The 17,468-nt window shown below is 51.2% G+C and carries 12 protein-coding genes and 4 pseudogenes; 7 read left to right on the top strand and 9 right to left on the bottom strand.

Features of this window, described 5'->3' with window-relative positions:
* Positions 1–5: 5 nt before the first annotated feature.
* The 5 genes and pseudogenes from ACD630_RS16685 to ACD630_RS16665 form a co-directional block, all read left to right on the top strand.
* Entirely contained in the window at positions 6–3,428 is a 3,423-nt protein-coding gene (locus ACD630_RS16685; protein WP_430359715.1) for a DNA translocase FtsK 4TM domain-containing protein, read from the top strand.
* A gap of 157 nt (positions 3,429–3,585) precedes the next feature.
* The gene (gene lolA / locus ACD630_RS16680) at positions 3,586–4,212 is read left to right on the top strand and encodes an outer membrane lipoprotein chaperone LolA (RefSeq protein WP_430359714.1); all 627 of its coding nucleotides are present in this window, start codon (positions 3,586–3,588) and stop codon (positions 4,210–4,212) included.
* Positions 4,205–5,548 carry a replication-associated recombination protein A gene (locus tag ACD630_RS16675; RefSeq protein WP_430359713.1) on the top strand — a complete coding sequence of 448 codons (1,344 nt, stop codon included), beginning with the start codon at positions 4,205–4,207 and terminating at the stop codon, positions 5,546–5,548. The genes lolA and ACD630_RS16675 overlap by 8 nt, the downstream gene beginning before the upstream one ends.
* Before the next feature lie 97 nt (positions 5,549–5,645).
* Positions 5,646–6,941 carry a serine--tRNA ligase gene (gene serS / locus ACD630_RS16670; protein ID WP_430359712.1) on the top strand — a complete coding sequence of 432 codons (1,296 nt, stop codon included), beginning with the start codon at positions 5,646–5,648 and terminating at the stop codon, positions 6,939–6,941.
* A gap of 166 nt (positions 6,942–7,107) precedes the next feature.
* Positions 7,108–7,515 (top strand): annotated as a pseudogene (locus ACD630_RS16665) (MFS transporter); the annotation flags it as partial.
* Positions 7,516–7,727: 212 nt separating this feature from the next.
* On the opposite strand, the gene pflA reads toward ACD630_RS16665, so the two are convergent.
* The 4 genes and pseudogenes from pflA to focA all read right to left on the bottom strand — a co-directional run bounded on the left by pflA (position 7,728) and on the right by focA (position 13,280).
* A complete protein-coding gene (gene pflA, locus ACD630_RS16660; protein WP_430359711.1) occupies positions 7,728–8,468 on the bottom strand; it encodes a pyruvate formate lyase 1-activating protein in 741 nt (246 codons plus the stop codon).
* 489 nt (positions 8,469–8,957) lie between these two features.
* Positions 8,958–9,962, bottom strand: a pseudogene (locus ACD630_RS16655) (IS110 family transposase).
* Positions 9,963–10,085: 123 nt separating this feature from the next.
* Positions 10,086–12,368 carry a formate C-acetyltransferase gene (pflB, locus tag ACD630_RS16650; protein WP_430359710.1) on the bottom strand — a complete coding sequence of 761 codons (2,283 nt, stop codon included), beginning with the start codon at positions 12,366–12,368 and terminating at the stop codon, positions 10,086–10,088.
* A 54-nt stretch (positions 12,369–12,422) separates the two neighbouring features.
* On the bottom strand, positions 12,423–13,280 hold the full coding sequence (focA, locus tag ACD630_RS16645) for a formate transporter FocA (RefSeq protein ID WP_430359709.1): 858 nt from the start codon (positions 13,278–13,280) through the stop codon (positions 12,423–12,425).
* A 567-nt stretch (positions 13,281–13,847) separates the two neighbouring features.
* Between focA and ACD630_RS16640 the strand changes: the two genes are divergently transcribed.
* On the top strand, positions 13,848–14,591 hold the full coding sequence (locus tag ACD630_RS16640; protein ID WP_430359708.1) for a hypothetical protein: 744 nt from the start codon (positions 13,848–13,850) through the stop codon (positions 14,589–14,591).
* Between the two features lie 19 nt (positions 14,592–14,610).
* Here the strand turns inward: ACD630_RS16640 and ACD630_RS16635 are convergent, their stop codons facing one another.
* Complete coding sequence (locus ACD630_RS16635) at positions 14,611–14,802, bottom strand: transposase (protein WP_430359707.1); 192 nt, start codon at positions 14,800–14,802, stop codon at positions 14,611–14,613.
* Between the two features lie 139 nt (positions 14,803–14,941).
* Here ACD630_RS16635 and ACD630_RS16630 point away from each other — a divergent pair.
* Positions 14,942–15,981, top strand: a pseudogene (locus ACD630_RS16630) (IS481 family transposase).
* A gap of 34 nt (positions 15,982–16,015) precedes the next feature.
* Here the strand turns inward: ACD630_RS16630 and ACD630_RS16625 are convergent.
* From ACD630_RS16625 to ACD630_RS16610, 4 genes and pseudogenes are all read right to left on the bottom strand, one after another.
* Positions 16,016–16,249 carry a transposase gene (locus ACD630_RS16625; protein WP_430360106.1) on the bottom strand — a complete coding sequence of 78 codons (234 nt, stop codon included), beginning with the start codon at positions 16,247–16,249 and terminating at the stop codon, positions 16,016–16,018.
* A complete protein-coding gene (locus ACD630_RS16620; protein ID WP_430359706.1) occupies positions 16,171–16,359 on the bottom strand; it encodes a hypothetical protein in 189 nt (62 codons plus the stop codon). Before ACD630_RS16620 ends, ACD630_RS16625 begins: the two co-directional genes overlap by 79 nt.
* Before the next feature lie 33 nt (positions 16,360–16,392).
* Positions 16,393–16,641, bottom strand: a complete 249-nt coding sequence (locus ACD630_RS16615; RefSeq protein WP_430359488.1) for an IS630 transposase-related protein — start codon at positions 16,639–16,641, stop codon at positions 16,393–16,395.
* 21 nt (positions 16,642–16,662) lie between these two features.
* Positions 16,663–17,193: pseudogene (locus tag ACD630_RS16610) on the bottom strand (YcaO-like family protein); the annotation flags it as partial.
* Positions 17,194–17,468: the final 275 nt, after the last annotated feature.

Below are 17,468 nucleotides of genomic sequence, written 5' to 3'. Positions count from 1 at the left end.
GACGCTTGAGCCAGGAATATACCGAAAACAAAGACGTGGCGCTGAAGAAACTCAGCGGTAGCCGTCGTTTATTGGAAGCGATTTTAATCATTGTTGCGCTATTCGCCGTTTATTTGAGCGTAGCGCTGGTTAGCTTCAGTCCGTCCGACCCGAGCTGGTCACAAACTGCCTGGCATGATCCCATTCATAATCTGGGCGGTGCTGTCGGGGCTTGGCTGGCCGATACGCTGTTTTTTATCTTTGGTGTGCTGGCTTATGCCATTCCACCGATCATGCTGTCGCTGTGCTGGGTGGCCTTTCGCCAGCGCGATAATCAGAGCGATGTCGATCTGTTTACTCTCTCTTTGCGCCTGATTGGTACGTTGGCGCTGATCCTCACGTCCTGCGGTCAAGCCGCGCTCAATGTGGACGATCTCTACTATTTTGCCTCTGGTGGTGTGCTGGGCAGTTTGCTGAGCAGTTCAATGGTCCCGCGTTTCAACAGCATGGGTGCCACGCTGATTCTGCTCTGCGTCTGGGCTGCAGGGTTGACGCTGTTTACCGGTTGGTCATGGTTGACGATTGCCGAAAAAATTGGCGGCGCGGTATTAGGCCTTCTGACGTTCTTTTCCAATCGTTCTCGCGCAGAAGATAACTACCGCGATGAGGATGACGATTTGCATGACAATGCGGATCGTGAGGGCGGACACCCCGATACATTAACCGCGTCAACGGAGGCAATAGCCGAAGACGTGGATGCGAATGACATATTGCTGGCACCCGCTGCGCGTGAGCGCGCCGCTGATGAAACAGAGCAAAACAGTACGGTAAGTGGCGTTGACGCAACGGATCATCTTGCTCCGGTGCAGGAGTCGGTTCCGGTTGATACGGTGCCAGACCCAACGATCGCACCCAGAGCATTCACCCCGGCTACGCCAGCAACAGCTGGCAGTCATGATACCCACGGACAGGATTCACTGCCGCCGCTGTACGCGTTTGAGTTGCCGCAAGCTGTTGTGCAGGAAAATAACGCGTTACCCGCCTTTTCGCCGGCGACGGTGCCCGATCGCACGCCGCCATTGAGTTCTATTCATGATCTGGGTGCACCCGCAGTGGTCGCGGCCACGCCTGCGTCTAGCGATGCCGTGCCCTTTATGCCTGCCTTTACGGCCGCAGGGGAGGATAATCCTCAGGTGAAACAAGGCATGGGTCCGGAATTGCCGCGTCCGAATCCGGTGCGTATTCCTACCCGGCGTGAACTGGCGTCTTATGGCATCAAGTTGCCGTCACAGCGTCAGGCAGAAGAGCAAGAACGAGAAGCGCAACGTTTGGCAGAGTCCCAGCCTGAAACGATTGAAAGGGTTACACCCGAAGAGGCTGACGTTGACGAGGCTGCTCTGCGTCAGGCTTATCTGGAGCAGCAAGAGCAACGCTACGGCGAGGACTATGCCGAACGCGAGCAGGATGAAGAGGCACTGTTGCAGGCACAATTGGCGCAGGCGTTTGCTCAGCAGCAACAGGCGCGTTATGACGTTAGTGCGCAACCAGAAAGTCCGAGCGTAACGCCAGCCATCGAGCCCGTAGGTACAAAAGAGCTGGCCTCAGCCAGTGTGACGGCAGCATTTATCGCCGGTGTTGCTGCGGATGCCGATGCGAATGAGCCTGCCTTTTCTTTCTCACCGTTTAACGATTTGGTGGATGAGTCGCCCAAAGCGCCGCTGTTTACCTTGTCGCCAGCCGATGTAGCTGAATCGGCGCAGAATTCTGCCCCTCCATCGCCCACATGGCGTGCGGCAACTGGCGACGATGATAGCCTGGCAACGCACGCACATCCGGTGGTGGAGCCTCAACATAGAGAGGATTTCGCCGACGAGGATGAGCCTGAAAGCGATGCCACGCCCTCATTGATGGATAGTCTTATTCATCCGTTTTTGGTGCGTAACGATCAGCCTCTGCAAAAGCCAACCACACCATTGCCGACGCTGGAACTGCTCACCGCACCGCCGGAAAGTGAAGCGCCGGTGGACCATTTCGAGCTTGAGCAGACCGCGCGTCTGATTGAAGCGCGTCTGGCGGATTATCGTGTTACCGCCAGCGTGGTGGGTTACGATGCAGGGCCAGTGATCACCCGTTTTGAGCTGGACTTGGCTCCCGGCGTGAAGGCCGCTCGTATTTCCAACCTGTCGCGTGACTTGGCGCGCTCGTTGTCAGTCGTAGCGGTGCGCGTGGTGGAAGTTATCCCCGGTAAACCTTATGTCGGCCTAGAACTACCGAATAAACTCCGCCACACCGTTTATCTGCGCGAAGTGCTCGATTGCAAGGCATTCCGTGATACCCCGTCACCGCTGGCAGTGGTGCTGGGCAAAGATATTGCTGGTCAACCGGTGGTCGCCGATCTGGCGCGTATGCCGCACTTGCTGGTGGCAGGGACGACAGGGTCGGGTAAATCTGTCGGCGTAAACACCATGATCATCAGCATGCTGTATAAAGCGACGCCGCAAGATGTGCGCTTTATCATGATCGACCCCAAAATGCTTGAGCTGTCGGTCTACGAAGGTATCCCGCATTTGCTGACCGAAGTGGTCACCGACATGAAAGATGCGGCGAATGCGTTGCGCTGGTGCGTCGGTGAAATGGACCGTCGCTATAAGCTGATGTCCGCATTGGGCGTGCGCAATCTGGAAGGCTATAACGAGCGGGTGAAAGCGGCGGAAGCGATGGGGCGTCCGATCCCTGACCCGTTCTGGAAACCCGGCGACAGTATGGATACTACACCGCCCGTGCTGGAGAAATTACCCTTTATCGTGGTGATGGTGGATGAATTTGCCGATCTGATGATGGCGGTTGGCAAAAAGGTGGAAGAGCTGATCGCTCGCCTAGCGCAGAAAGCGCGCGCGGCCGGTATCCACTTGGTGCTGGCGACTCAGCGGCCTTCCGTGGATGTTATCACTGGCCTTATCAAGGCCAATATTCCAACGCGTATCGCTTTTACCGTGTCGAGCAAAATTGATTCACGTACCATCCTCGATCAGGGCGGTGCTGAATCGCTGCTGGGAATGGGGGATATGTTGTACATGGCACCAAACTCCTCCATTCCGGTGCGTGTGCATGGCGCGTTCGTTCGCGACCAGGAAGTTCATGCCGTGGTCTTGGACTGGAAAGCGCGTGGCCGTCCGCAGTACATTGACAATATCACCAGTGCCAGCGATGACGGCGAAGGCGGTAATCTGGAATTTGGTGGCGATGAAGATTTGGATCCGCTGTTCGATCAGGCCGTGGCCTTTGTTGTAGAAAAACGGCGAGCCTCCATTTCTGGCGTGCAACGTCAATTCCGCATCGGCTACAATCGTGCCGCGCGTATTGTGGAACAGATGGAAATGCAAGGCATCGTTAGTGCGCCGGGGCATAATGGCAACCGAGACGTGTTGGCACCGCCACCCATGGACTGATGCCATTTACAGACAATTCGTCTACCGCATCGCGTGATTCTTAGGCAATAGTTATAGGTAGCACGGTGAGCAGTAGGTCGTGCAGTAGGACATGTGCAAAGTACGATAGTCAGACCGCGATGGCGGCCTTTTGAATCGACAGCAAAGGATGTAAATAATGAGAAAAGGCTTAGTGGCAGGCGTGCTGATCGCCGGGATGACGTCCAGCGCGGTTTATGCCGATGCGGCGAGCGATTTACAGAGCCGACTGAACAAGGTGAACAGCTTCCATGCGACGTTCACCCAGAAAGTAACTAGCGCTGAAGGGACGGCGGTGCAGGAAGGTCTGGGGGAACTCTGGCTGAAGCGGCCAAATCTGTTCAACTGGAATACCACCGCGCCGGATGAAAGCGTGCTGATTTCTGATGGCAAGACGCTGTGGTTCTATAACCCGTTCGTTGAACAGGTGACAGCGACTTGGCTGAAAGAAGCCACGGGCAATACGCCCTTTGTGCTCATCACACGTAACGATGCCAGCGAATGGGGCCAGTATAATGTGCGTCAGCAAGGGGATGACTTTGAGTTAACGCCGAAAGCGGCCAAGGGTAACCTTAAACAGTTTGCCATCAACGTCAATGCCAGCGGCACCATCAAGAGCTTTGTCGCGACGGAGCAGGATGGGCAACGCAGCAGCTATACCCTGCAAAACCAGCAAAACGGCGCTGTGGATAGCAGCAAGTTCACCTTTACGCCGCCGAAAGGCGTGACGCTGGACGATCAACGGCAGTGGGGCCATCGTGAGTAACCTGTCGCTGGATTTTTCGGACAATAGCTTTCAGCCGCTTGCAGCGCATATGCGACCCGCTACGTTGGAGCAATATATCGGTCAACAGCATCTGCTCGGCGCGGGTAAGCCCTTGCCGCGAGCGATAGAGGCGGGGCAGTTACACTCCATGATTCTATGGGGGCCGCCCGGCACCGGAAAAACCACGCTGGCAGAACTGATTGCTCGCTACGGACACGCTGACGTGGAGCGGATCTCGGCCGTGACCTCCGGCATCAAAGAGATTCGTGAAGCGATAGAGCGTGCGCAGCAAAATCGCGATGCCGGGCGACGCACCATCCTGTTTGTGGATGAAGTACATCGCTTCAACAAGAGCCAGCAGGATGCTTTTCTGCCGCACATTGAAGATGGCACCATCACTTTCATAGGCGCAACCACCGAGAACCCTTCGTTTGAGCTTAATTCGGCGCTGCTGTCGCGTGCGCGCGTCTATTTACTGAAGGCACTCACCGCAGAAGACATCGAACAGGTGTTACAGCAGGCGATGACCGATACCGCACGAGGGTTTGGCGGGCAGAATATCGTATTGCCGCCTGAGACGCAGCGATTGCTGGCGGAACTGGTGAATGGCGATGCGCGCCGCGCGTTGAACAGTCTGGAAATGATGGCGGATATGGCCGAGGTCGATGCGCAGGGCAACCGGGTTCTAACCCCCGAACTGCTGCACGAAGTGTCGGGCGAACGTAGCGCGCGCTTTGATAACAAAGGCGACCGTTACTATGACCTTATTTCTGCATTGCATAAATCGGTGCGAGGTTCCGCACCTGATGCCGCATTGTACTGGTATGCACGCATTATTACCGCCGGTGGCGATCCGCTGTATGTTGCACGGCGTCTGTTGGCGATAGCCTCTGAAGATGTGGGCAATGCCGATCCGCGGGGAATGCAGGTGGCGATCGCAGCCTGGGATTGTTTTACCCGCGTTGGGCCTGCAGAAGGGGAACGCGCTATTGCTCAGGCGATTGTGTATCTGGCTTGTGCACCCAAGAGTAATGCGGTCTACACCGCCTTTAAAGCGGCGATGCAGGATGCCAGAGAGAAACCGGATTACGACGTGCCGGAGCATTTGCGCAATGCGCCCACCACACTGATGAAAGAGATGGGACTGGGTGCGGAATACCGCTACGCCCATGATGAACCCAATGCCTACGCGGCGGGTGAAGACTATTTCCCGCAAGCGATGGCGCAAACGCGTTACTATCAGCCAACGTCACGTGGTCTGGAAGCCAAAATTGGTGAAAAGCTAGCTTGGCTGACTGCACAGGATCAAAATAGCCCGACAAAACGCTACCGCTGAACTAGGCGTTGCGGTAAGGTTATAAAGTTCTTTTCTACCGCGCGACAGGTGTCGTGCAACGTAAAATTTCACCAAAAAACATTAAAACAGGATTAGCATGCTCGATCCCAATTTACTGCGTAATGAGCTAGACTCAGTTGCCGAAAAGCTACTGGCTCGCAGAGGTTTTAAACTGGATGTAGACACGCTGCGTCAACAAGAAGAACGCCGCAAAGTGCTACAAGTAGAAACGGAAAGTCTGCAAGCAGAGCGTAACTCCCGATCGAAAGAGATCGGTGCGGCTAAATCTCGTGGTGAAGATATCGGACCGTTGCGCCGCGAAGTGAAAACCTTGGGTGAAAAGCTGGATGCGGCCAAGGCCGAGCTGGATGCCTTGCAAAATGCCATTCGTGAACTGGCGTTAACCATTCCGAATATGCCGGACGACACTGTGCCGCTGGGCAAAGATGAGCATGATAACCAAGAAATCAGCCGCTGGGGTGAACCACGTCAGTTTGATTTCCCGGTGCGCGATCATGTTGATTTAGGCGAATTGGCGAAAGGCGTCGATTTTGCTGCTGGTGTTAAATTAACCGGTGCGCGTTTCGTTGTTATGAAAGGACAAATTGCTCGCCTGCACCGTGCGCTGTCACAATTTATGCTGGATCTGCATACCGAACAGCACGGTTATCAGGAAGCCTACGTGCCTTACCTGGTTAACCACGCTACGCTGTACGGTACCGGCCAGTTGCCGAAGTTTGGTGAAGACCTGTTTCACACCAAGCCGTTGGATGAAGAAGCGGAAAGCAGCAATTATGCCCTGATCCCGACGGCGGAAGTGCCGCTGACCAATCTGGTGCGAGACGAGATTCTGGACGAAGAAACACTGCCGATCAAAATGACGGCGCACACCCCGTGTTTCCGCTCTGAAGCGGGTTCCTATGGTCGTGATACCCGTGGTCTGATCCGTATGCACCAGTTTGATAAAGTGGAGTTGGTGCAGATTGTGCGCCCGGAAGACTCCATGGATGCGCTGGAAACGCTGACGACGCATGCGGAAACCGTGTTGCAACTGCTGCAACTGCCTTATCGCAAGCTGCTGCTGTGCACTGGTGACATGGGCTTTGGCTCAACCAAAACCTACGATCTGGAAGTGTGGCTGCCAGCGCAGAATACCTACCGTGAAATCTCTTCTTGCTCCAACATGGGGGATTTTCAGGCTCGACGCATGCAAGCGCGCTGCCGCAGCAAGAGCGACAAGAAAACGCGTCTGGTGCATACGCTGAACGGTTCCGGTCTGGCGGTTGGGCGTACACTGGTTGCCGTGCTGGAAAACTATCAGCAGACGGACGGACGTATTGCCATTCCTGATGTACTACGTCCTTATATGGGCGAGTTGGAGTTTATCGGCTAAACATGCCGCTGTCCCGTTGTTAAAAGCGCCTTTCAGTGCGCTTTTTTGCATTATGGCGCCTCAGTATCACAAAACGTGCGGCCTGAGTTTGCCCTCGTTGACTTTTAAACACGCAGTGGCATGATGCGCATACACTTCCTTGTTGTATTGGTTATCCACGCCCACTATGTCTGCTTTTTCTCGCCCAGTGCTGCTATTGCTCTGCGGCCTTATGCTGCTTACGGTTTGTATCGCTGTACTGAATACGCTGGTTCCGTTGTGGCTTAACTATCAGCATGCTTCTGTGTGGCAGGTGGGCGTCGTAGGGTCATCCTATTTTACGGGTAACTTGCTGGGGACGTTGTTGGCCGGCCGCTTGATTCTCCGTCAAGGATTTAATCGCAGCTATTACCTTGCCGCTTTGCTGTTTGTGTTGGCAACGCTGGGGCTGATGTTTTCCACGGACGTAACCAGTTGGCTGGTATGGCGTTTTGTAGCAGGTGTCGGCTGTGTGTTGATATGGGTTGTGGTGGAAAGTGCGCTGTTGTGCAGCGGCTCATCCATGCACCGTGGTCAACTGCTGGCAGCCTATATAGCCAAGCGACATTATTTTGATAACAATTAGCTGTATTTTTTTGCCACATATCAGGGCATTGGCTGTAATCATTTTTAAGTCGGTTGGCTATATCTATGCCTATTTGCCGGGCAATGCTGTTCAGGTAAAAGTGAAGGTTGCTGGAAATCTGCTATAACAAGCCAAGCATGATGAAACGCTCCCATCCGGTCATCGTTTGGGAGCGTGTCACATCAGTAGATGACTTTATGTCCGTAACTTTGCAGTATGGACTGTACGCGGTTCATGGTATCGGCTTTCGGCGGTTTTACACCATCCAGCTTATATTCTTCCCCCATAGCGACCCATTTATGCTTGCCCAGCTCATGGTAGGGTAGCAATTCGATTTTCTCGATGTTGGTCATGCCTTTGGTAAATTCACCCAGCAGGTGCGCTGAGGCATCATCATCCGACCAACTAGGGACGACTACGTAGCGAATCCAGGTACGCTGATTGTGCTTGGCTAAATAGCGGGCAAATTCCAGCGTGCGGTGATTGGAGACGCCCACCAGATTCTGGTGAATACTGTCATCCATCTGTTTCAAATCCAGCATCACCAGATCGGTCACATCCAACAGTTCATCAATCACCGGATCGTAGCGGCGCACGAAACCATTGGTATCGAGGCAGGTATTGATGCCTTCTGCCTGACACGCGCGGAACCAGTCGCGCACAAATTCAGCCTGAAGAATGGCTTCGCCGCCCGATGCGGTAACGCCTCCGCCCGAAGCATTCATAAAGTGGCGATAGGTCACCACTTCTTTCATCAGATCCTCAACCACGATCTCCTTGCCGCCGTGGGTATCCCAGGTATCGCGGTTATGGCAATACAGGCAGCGCATCAGGCATCCCTGAAAGAAAACGATGAAACGAATACCGGGACCATCGACGGTTCCGCAGGATTCAAATGAGTGAATGCGACCGATCAGTGACATTGCAAGTGTTTCTCCAAATGTGGCCGTTCAATAGCAGCCGGTGTTAACACGAACAGGGAAATGCAACGGTGCGCCGACGTCATGTAAGACGTGTAATAAACGAACGGTAAACCGTCTCGCCTGTGTTGTGTTGAATCTGTTTTGCCAGCCCGCCGCGGTACAAGGAGCGGGTTGGCAAAACAGGTTATCAGTGCGGAGGGTGAGAAAAATCTATGGTCACCCCCATTTTTGCAACACTGATTTTTGACTAATGGTGGGCTTGCTTCAATCTATCCGGCGTCTCTGCGGGCGAGATGCCCGCGCCTCGATGAGTTCCGCGCCTGCTGAACCTGAAAAGGCCCTCGGCTTCAGTGAGCCATTTTTGTCGTCAGGTTTTTCAGCAGGTCGATATGCTGTTCATGTCATCAATAATCAGTCTTCGCAAAATCAGATAGGTAATTGCTTTTTAATTACTTAATAATCAGTGTGTTGATGTAGTTCTATATAACATCAGGCCTGATGTTCATTGTGATTAGTTGTGATTGACCAAGCTATTCGCGCCAGTTTGTTTGCCAGAGCACAGGCGAGAATATTTGAATGTTTGTTATCGAGTTGCCCCCGAACCCATTCAGCAAGCCTGCCCTGCTGATGTTCAAGTCGCATCATGAATGAGCGGGCACATTGAACCAGAAGTTTGCGTAAATTTTTATCACCTCGTTTGCTTATCCCCAGCAGAGTCGGTTTGCCTCCTGTGCTGTATTGTCGCGGTACAAGCCCTGTGGAAGCCGCAAAATCCCTGCTACATGAAAATTGTTTTCCATCGCCGAGCTGTGATGAAAGTAAGCTTGCAGTAATCGGCCCGACCCCTGAAATTGTCATAATTCGCTGTGCAGTATCATCAGCTTTGATTGACTGATTTAATTCTGATTCTAGCGCTACTATTTGCTCGACAAGGTAAAGATAGTGGGCATGTAACTTAACCAGCAGACGGCTCAGGTATTCGGGGGTTTCGTGCTCAGCCAGCACCAGAGACAGTCGCTTTATTACCGCCTCGCCGATTGGCAGGCTTATCCCAAACTCCAGCAGAAAACCGTGGATCTGGTTAGTGGTTTTTACTTTATCTCTGATAAGAGATTCCCTGACCCGATGCAGTGCTCGCATCGCCTGCTGAACCTCAGTTTTCAGCTGAACAAAACGCATTGACGGCCGGGATGCAGCTTCACATATCGCCTCTGCATCAACAAAATCATTTTTATTGCTCTTGATAAACGGGTGCACAAACTGCGGAGAGATAAGTTTTGCTTCATGGCCGCTATCATTGATACGCCGCGCCATAAAGTGTGCCCCGGCACAAGCTTCCATAACAACAACCGAGGATGGGCACGTCGCCAAAAACTGCATTAGCTTTGTGCGCGTAAACTTCTTACGCAGAAGCGCCTTACATGACTTATCCTAGCAATGAATGTGGAAAGAATGTTTACCGAGATCGATACCAATAAGAGTAACGTTTTCCATGATGGCCTCTCCTGAAAGAAAAACACCCTGCCAGCGTACCGCTCACAGAGTGGGGGTGACCATCTCATTAGGCCCCACCGGGGTGAAGCCTTTATTTTACGCCTTTTCAGGCAGTCAGGGAAATTACATTGACTTAGTGAAAGTACGGGTAATAACGTCTTGCTGCTGTTCTTTGGTCAGCGAGTTGAAGCGCACGGCATAACCAGAAACACGGATGGTCAGCTGCGGATATTTTTCCGGGTGTTCCATTGCATCCAACAGCATTTCACGGTTCATCACGTTCACGTTCAGGTGTTGACCACCTTCGATGCTGGATTCGTGGTGGAAGTAACCGTCCATCAGGCCTGCCAAGTTGGTCTTACGCACGTCATCATCTTTACCCAATGCGTTAGGCACGATGGAGAAGGTGTAAGAGATACCGTCTTTCGCGTAGGCGAACGGCAGTTTAGCAACGGAAGTCAGAGAGGCAACAGCACCTTTCTGGTCACGGCCGTGCATCGGGTTAGCACCCGGTCCGAACGGTGCACCAGCGCGACGGCCATCCGGTGTGTTACCGGTTTTCTTACCATATACCACGTTAGAGGTGATGGTCAGAACAGACTGTGTCGGGGTAGCACCACGGTAGGTGGTCAGTTTCTGAATTTTCTTAATGAAACGTTCTACCAGGTCACAAGCCAAGCCATCAACGCGCGGATCGTTGTTACCGAACTGTGGGTATTCGCCTTCGATATCGAAGTCGATGGCCAAGCCATCTTCGTCACGAATCGGTTTAACTTTCGCATATTTGATGGCAGACAGGGAGTCAGCGGCAACGGACAGACCGGCGATACCACATGCCATGGTACGGAACACGTCACGATCGTGCAGTGCCATCAGCGATGCTTCGTAGCTGTATTTGTCGTGCATGTAGTGGATGATGTTCAATGCAGTGACATACTGCTTGGCCAGCCAATCCATGAAGTGGTCCATACGGTCCATTACCACGTCAAAGTCCAGCACATCGCCTTTGATCGGTTCAGATTTCGGACCGACCTGCATCTTCAGTTTTTCGTCCACGCCGCCGTTGATAGCATAGAGCATGGTTTTTGCTAGGTTGGCACGTGCACCGAAGAACTGCATTTGTTTACCAACAACCATCGGGCTCACGCAACAAGCGATAGCATAGTCATCGCTGTTGAAGTCCGGACGCATCAGATCGTCGTTCTCGTATTGCAGAGAAGAGGTATCGATGGACACTTTAGCTGCATACTTTTTGAAGTTCAGCGGCAGTTTTTCAGACCACAGGATAGTGATGTTCGGTTCCGGAGACGGCCCCATGGTGTACAGGGTGTTCAGGAAACGGAAGCTGTTTTTGGTTACCAGAGTACGACCGTCTAGGCCCATACCGGCTAGGGACTCAGTTGCCCAGATCGGGTCACCGGAGAACAGTTCATCGTATTCAGGCGTACGCAGGAAGCGCACCATACGCAGTTTCATCACCAGGTGGTCGATCAGTTCCTGTGCGTCTTGCTCAGTGATTTTACCGGCTTTCAGGTCACGTTCGATGAAGATATCCAGGAAGCTGGATACACGACCGAAGGACATGGCCGCACCGTTCTGAGATTTAACCGCAGCCAAGTAGCCGAAGTAAGTCCATTGAACGGCTTCTTTTGCATTGGTAGCCGGACCAGAGATATCGCAGCCGTATTTGGCAGCCATTTCTTTGATCTGAGACAGCGCATGATGCTGGTCGGCAATCTCTTCGCGCAGACGGATAGTCGCTTCCAGGTCTTCACCGTTTTCCAGTTTGGATTGCAGAGAAGTGAACTGAGCGAATTTGTCTTTCATCAGGTAGTCGATACCGTACAGCGCAACGCGACGGTAGTCACCGATGATACGGCCACGGCCATAAGCATCCGGCAGACCGGTCAGCACGCCAGATTTACGGCAGCGCAGGATATCCGGAGTGTAAACATCGAATACGCCCTGGTTATGGGTTTTGCGGTATTCGGTGAAGATTTTTTTCAGCTGCGGATCCAGTTCACGGCCATAAACCTTACAGGAACCTTCAACCATTTTGATGCCGCCAAACGGAATCAGCGCACGTTTCAGCGGCGCGTCAGTTTGCAGACCAACGATTTGTTCTAGGCTCTGGTCGATATAACCGGCGTCATGAGAGGTGATGGTGGCTGCAACGTTGGTATCGAAGTCAACCGGCGCGTGAGTGCGGTTTTCTTGTTTGATACCTTCCATAACAGCATCCCACAGCTTGGTGGTTGCCGGAGTAGCTCCAGCCAAGAAGGACTCGTCACCTTCATACGGTGTGTAGTTCTTCTGAATGAAGTCACGTACGTTGACGCCATTCTGCCATTCACCCGCGCTAAAACCTTCCCACGCGTTAGCCAATTTTTCATTCAGTTCGGTCATATTACACCTACCTTTGGTTTGGAATTCATAACCCGATTTGCAGTCGGCGACAGATTAATGTTTGTCGCCATCGCGCAAATAAATAACCCAATATGTTAACCCTACCAGAAAACCGCCGCCGACGATGTTGCCAAGTGTGACAGGAATCAGGTTGTCCACGATAAAGTTGTGGAGGGTAAGGTGCTCAAATTGGGACGGCGCTTTGCCAATGGCTTCCCAAAATTCGGGCGCCGCGAAATTCTTGATAACGATCCCCATGGGGATCATAAACATATTAGCAATACTGTGCTCAAAGCCGCTGGCAACGAACATGCCCACCGGCAGGATCATTGCGAACATTTTGTCTGTCAGCGTCCGACCTGAGTAGCTCATCCATACCGCCAGACAAACCATCAGGTTAGCCAGCACCCCGAGGCAAAACGCTTCAACAAAAGTGTGTTCCACTTTGTGTTCTGCGGTTTGCAGGACATTCAAGCCCCATGCACCGTTGGCGACCATATGCTCACCGGCAAACCAGATCAGAGCGACAAAAAACAGTGCGCCGAACAGGTTGCCCACATAGACATTACACCAGTTGCAGGCCAGCTGTTTCCAAGTGATACGGCCGCTTGCCTTGGCAATCACTGTTAATACCGTTGAGGTAAACAGGTCAGCGCCGCAGACAACCACCAGCATCAGGCCGACTGAGAAGCAGATCCCACCAATCAATTTAGACATGCCGTAAGGCATAGACGCGGAACCGCTTGTGGCTGTGATGTAAAAAACGAAGGCGATAGAAATAAAAACACCAGCAGTAATTGCCAAAAAAAACGTAGTCAGGGGTTGTTTGGTAGCTTTATAGACACCAGCATCTTCAGCGACTTTCGCCATGGCTGCCGGTAGTAAAAGTGTAAAGGGGTTGTCAGCTTTCACACTAACGTTCTCCAAGATTTATCAGCGAGGGAATACTAACAAAGCAATATAAAGCAAAATTTGACTTGGATCATATCGTGAAAATTTAGTGGGGTGAAATCCCTCTACGATCTGCACTAAATTCACGCTAACCAATTGAAATTAATAAAGAAAAAATATTTTAAAAATTATAAAAATAGTTGAATGCAAGGGGTGGCGTGAAAAAAGAGTTAAATGATATGCGTTTTTGTATCATTTCGGTGTTGTGAGTTGCTGCAAATTAATTAAAAATTCACTATTCAATAACAATAAGTACATTATTATTCATTTTATGAGAAATGCCGAATTATTCGAACTACGCAACGATAAGATAATTGGATGATGACATCTGGCGTGTTGCTGGAAAATTGATCGAAAAAATAAGGTTGCCGCTTGAGGTCACAACAGTGTGAATGCTCCCCGGTGTTAACCCATAGGTATCTACACATCTTTTGCAATATCTGCTATTACGTTGCTGCATGATCTCAACTTATCCATCGGCGGGATTGATGCCCGCCTTAACCGGTGTTATAGCCAACCGACTTAAAAATGATTACAGCCAATGCCCTGATATGTGGCAAAAAAATACAGCTAATTGTTATCAAAATAATGTCGCTTAGCTATATGGATGCTTTGACGGCTGATATCGCCCGCGTTGAGTCTCTTGATACCGGGAAGAAGTTAGTTCATCTCATTGACCGTGAAGGTGACTCTATCGGGCATATGCGCACATTAAGCTCCCAGGGAATATGTTGGCTTATCTGGGGAAAGGAAGGGCATCGGGCCGAGTGGGGCGGTGACACCCGTAAAATTGGTGAAATTGCAGACGATCTGCCATTTATCGCAAACGGACAGGTTGGCTGGAAAGGGAAAAAAGCCAATATGGAGATCGGGGAAACATCCGTGATCATAACGCGAACAGCAAAACCGAAGCGGAAAGACAAGAGCACCGGACGGCGAGTGAAAGTTCAGCCAGGCGTAGCTCTGACACTCAGATTAGTTGTGGTTCGCCTTACCGATACTCACGGTAAATTTATCGGACGCTGGACGCTGCTCACAAACGTTAGCAACGAGATCACCAGCGCGGAAGTCGCTCGCTGGTATTACTGGCGCTGGGGTATTGAATCCTTTTTTAAGCTGCTGAAAGGTGCCGGTCATGATGTAGAAAAATGGCTTCAGCGCAGTGCTGGTGCCCTGCTACGCAGGTTATTGATAGCTAGCATGGCATGTGTGCTGGTATGGCGGCTGCAACGCGTTGAAGGAGACGACAATGCGGCAGCCCGTCAGTTATAGCTAAACGACTTAATTTTGATTACACCATATGGACTGAGAACAAAATCTCTGTATCGCAACCACTCTCTCTTTTTTTGCTTTTTGCTTGTGCCCATTTATGCTCAATGGGGTTAAGATCTGGCGAATATGTAGGCAAATACTCCACCATATACCCTGCATCGATGATGACTTGTGGAATATTATGTTTTTTGTGAAAAGTTGCATTGTCCATCACGATTACACTGTTTTTAGGGAGTACTAGGATAAGGTGTATTAGTCACGACTAGATCTGACACTGGACCTTGAAAGGTTGAGAGTTACCGGTTTTGATATGGGTGTCTAATCCTTAAACAAAACGCGAGGTAACTCTCATGCTTCATACTAACAATCCCATTATCAAACACAAAGTCGGCCTGCTCAATCTCGCCGAAGAACTCGGTAACGTATCAAAAGCCTGCAAGAGCATGGGCGGGTCACGCGATACATTTTACCGTTATCAGGAACTGGCTGCTGAAGGCGGCATTGATGCGCTGGTTAACCAGAACCGCCGGGTTCCGAACCTGCAGAACCGCGCCGACGAAGCCACTGAACGCGCGGTTGTTGATTATGCTATTGAGTTCCCGCCCCATGGGCAGCACCGGACCAGTAATGAGCTGCGTAAAAAAGGCGTATTTATCTCCGGCAGCGGCGTGCGCTCCATCTGGCAACGACACGACCTGGAGAACTTCCGTAAACGCCTGAAGGCGCTTGAGGAAAAGGTCGCCAGAGAGGCATTGTCCTTACCGACGCTCAAATCGCAGCCCTGGAGAAGAAGGCGCACGATGATGAGGCCTGTGGTGAAATCGAGACGGCACATCCCGGGTATCTGGGCTCGCAGGACACCTTCTACGTGGGCAATCTGAAGGGGGTGGGCCGTATCTACCAGCAGACGTTCGTGGATACGTACTCGAAAGTGGCACACTGCAAGCTGTATACGAATAAAACACCGCTCACCGCCGCCGACCTGCTCAATGATCGCGTACTCCCGTTCTACAAGGCTCAGGGACTGCCGGTGCTGAGAATACTGACCGACAGGGGTACGGAGTACTGTGGTAAAGTGGAGCAGCATGATTATCAGCTTTATCTGGCTATCAACGATATCGAGCATACGAAAACGAAGGCGATGTCTCCGCAGACGAACGGCATCTGCGAGCGCTTCCATAAAACCATTTTGCAGGATTTTTATCAGGTTACGTTCCGCAAGAAGTTATATGGAGACCTGGAAAGCCTGCAGGTAGATCTGGACAACTGGTTGTGGCATTACAATAATGAGCGAACTCATCAGGGAAAAATGTGCTGCGGGCGTACGCCGATGGTCACTTTACTCGATGGAAAACGGATCTGGGCAGAAAAGAATCTGAACCAGATGTAATCTGACAGACACTTGTATAAATAATCGGTAACTGTCAGATCAGGTCTGAGCTAGTACAGATAGGGACTTGTGTGACCCAGGAATAGAAAACATCGCTGTTAATATTGATATCAAATAATCCGATAGCAAACAGCGTTGTGCCTAATAACGTGCCGATAACATTTGTTCTTTCCTTTGCTCCCCCGTTCTTCAGCCCAAAACACCGTTGACCTTTTGGGGAATAGCCGTGAGTCCGTGGGGTATCGTGTGGAAAACCACTTTCATCAATAAAAACAATAGGTTTACCTTCTTTTTCATACTGTTGTATTTTTTGTTGAAATGCTTGCCGGGCGCTTTTGTCGGCTTTCGGATGACATAGAGTTTTTTTTTATAGGTCAATCCCAGCTTTTTAAGAGCTTGCCAAATGGCCTTCTAACAAACGCCAAAATGCTCTGCACGTTCTTTTTGGTAAGCATCTGGATATTGCTCAACATCTTTTATCAACTCGGATTTATCGCTCTTTCGCTGACGCGTGGTCGATGCTTTTGACGCTATTTGATTAATCCAACGCGATACAGAGGCAGGGCCAATCCGAAATTGCTTCGCTGTTTCCCGGATACTCAACCCTTCTTCTTCCCGTGTAGATATCACTTTACGTCTAAAATCAATTGAATAGCTCATTTAAATAATGCAATCAAAATTAAGTCGTTTAGCTATATTCATCGGGATGTAGACGGTGGTGTCATCGGATTGACGGGTAAACGGCAGGGCGCAGATGCTAGGTTCGTCGTTGCCGTATTGCAGATCCACCAGCATGCTGGCGCTCAATTCGTTATCAGGATCGTAAAATGCGCGCAGGTGATCATCCAGAATCCCCAGTTGTAAGCTGTCATCGTCCGGCAGCGGGAACCATTGCTCGTTCGGGTAATGCACGAAATCGCCGTTAGCGATTGACTTGCCCAAATAGAAGTCGGCAAAGAAGTAGTTGGTGGAAAGACGCTCGAAATATTCACCTAAGGCTGAAGCCAGGGCGGCTTTCTTGCTGGCGCCTTTGCCGTTGGTAAAGCACAACGGGCAATCTTTGTCGCGAATATGCATAGACCAGACGTTAGGCAGCGGGTTCAGCCAGGAGGCTTCTTCGATGTTGAACCCTAGGTCACGGAGTTGCTGTTGAAAACGGGCGATGGAGTCTTCTAGGGCGGCGTCTTTGCCTGGGATGAACGTTTGGCTCATGCATGATTGTCACTTTTCTCTTTTATGGGACGTGCATCATACGGACTTTTCACGGACAACTCCACGCTGTCGCCGTGCGGGTTTTATAGCCAAGCGACATTATTTTGATAACAATTAACTGTATTTTTTTGCCACATATCAGGGCATTGTCTGTAATCATTTTTAAGTCGGTTGGCTATATACGGGAAAGCGTAATAAGGATTGCAGCGGGAAGGAGCCAGTGATAAAAACAAATGATGACGGTTGCTGCAAAAAAAAACCATGATGGCTGCTGC

It is taken from the genome of Symbiopectobacterium sp. RP (assembly GCF_050472005.1).
Classification (GTDB): Bacteria; Pseudomonadota; Gammaproteobacteria; order Enterobacterales; family Enterobacteriaceae; genus Symbiopectobacterium.
The sequence above is the reverse complement of the archived record's forward strand: the minus strand, read 5'-3'. Positions and strand labels throughout refer to the sequence as shown.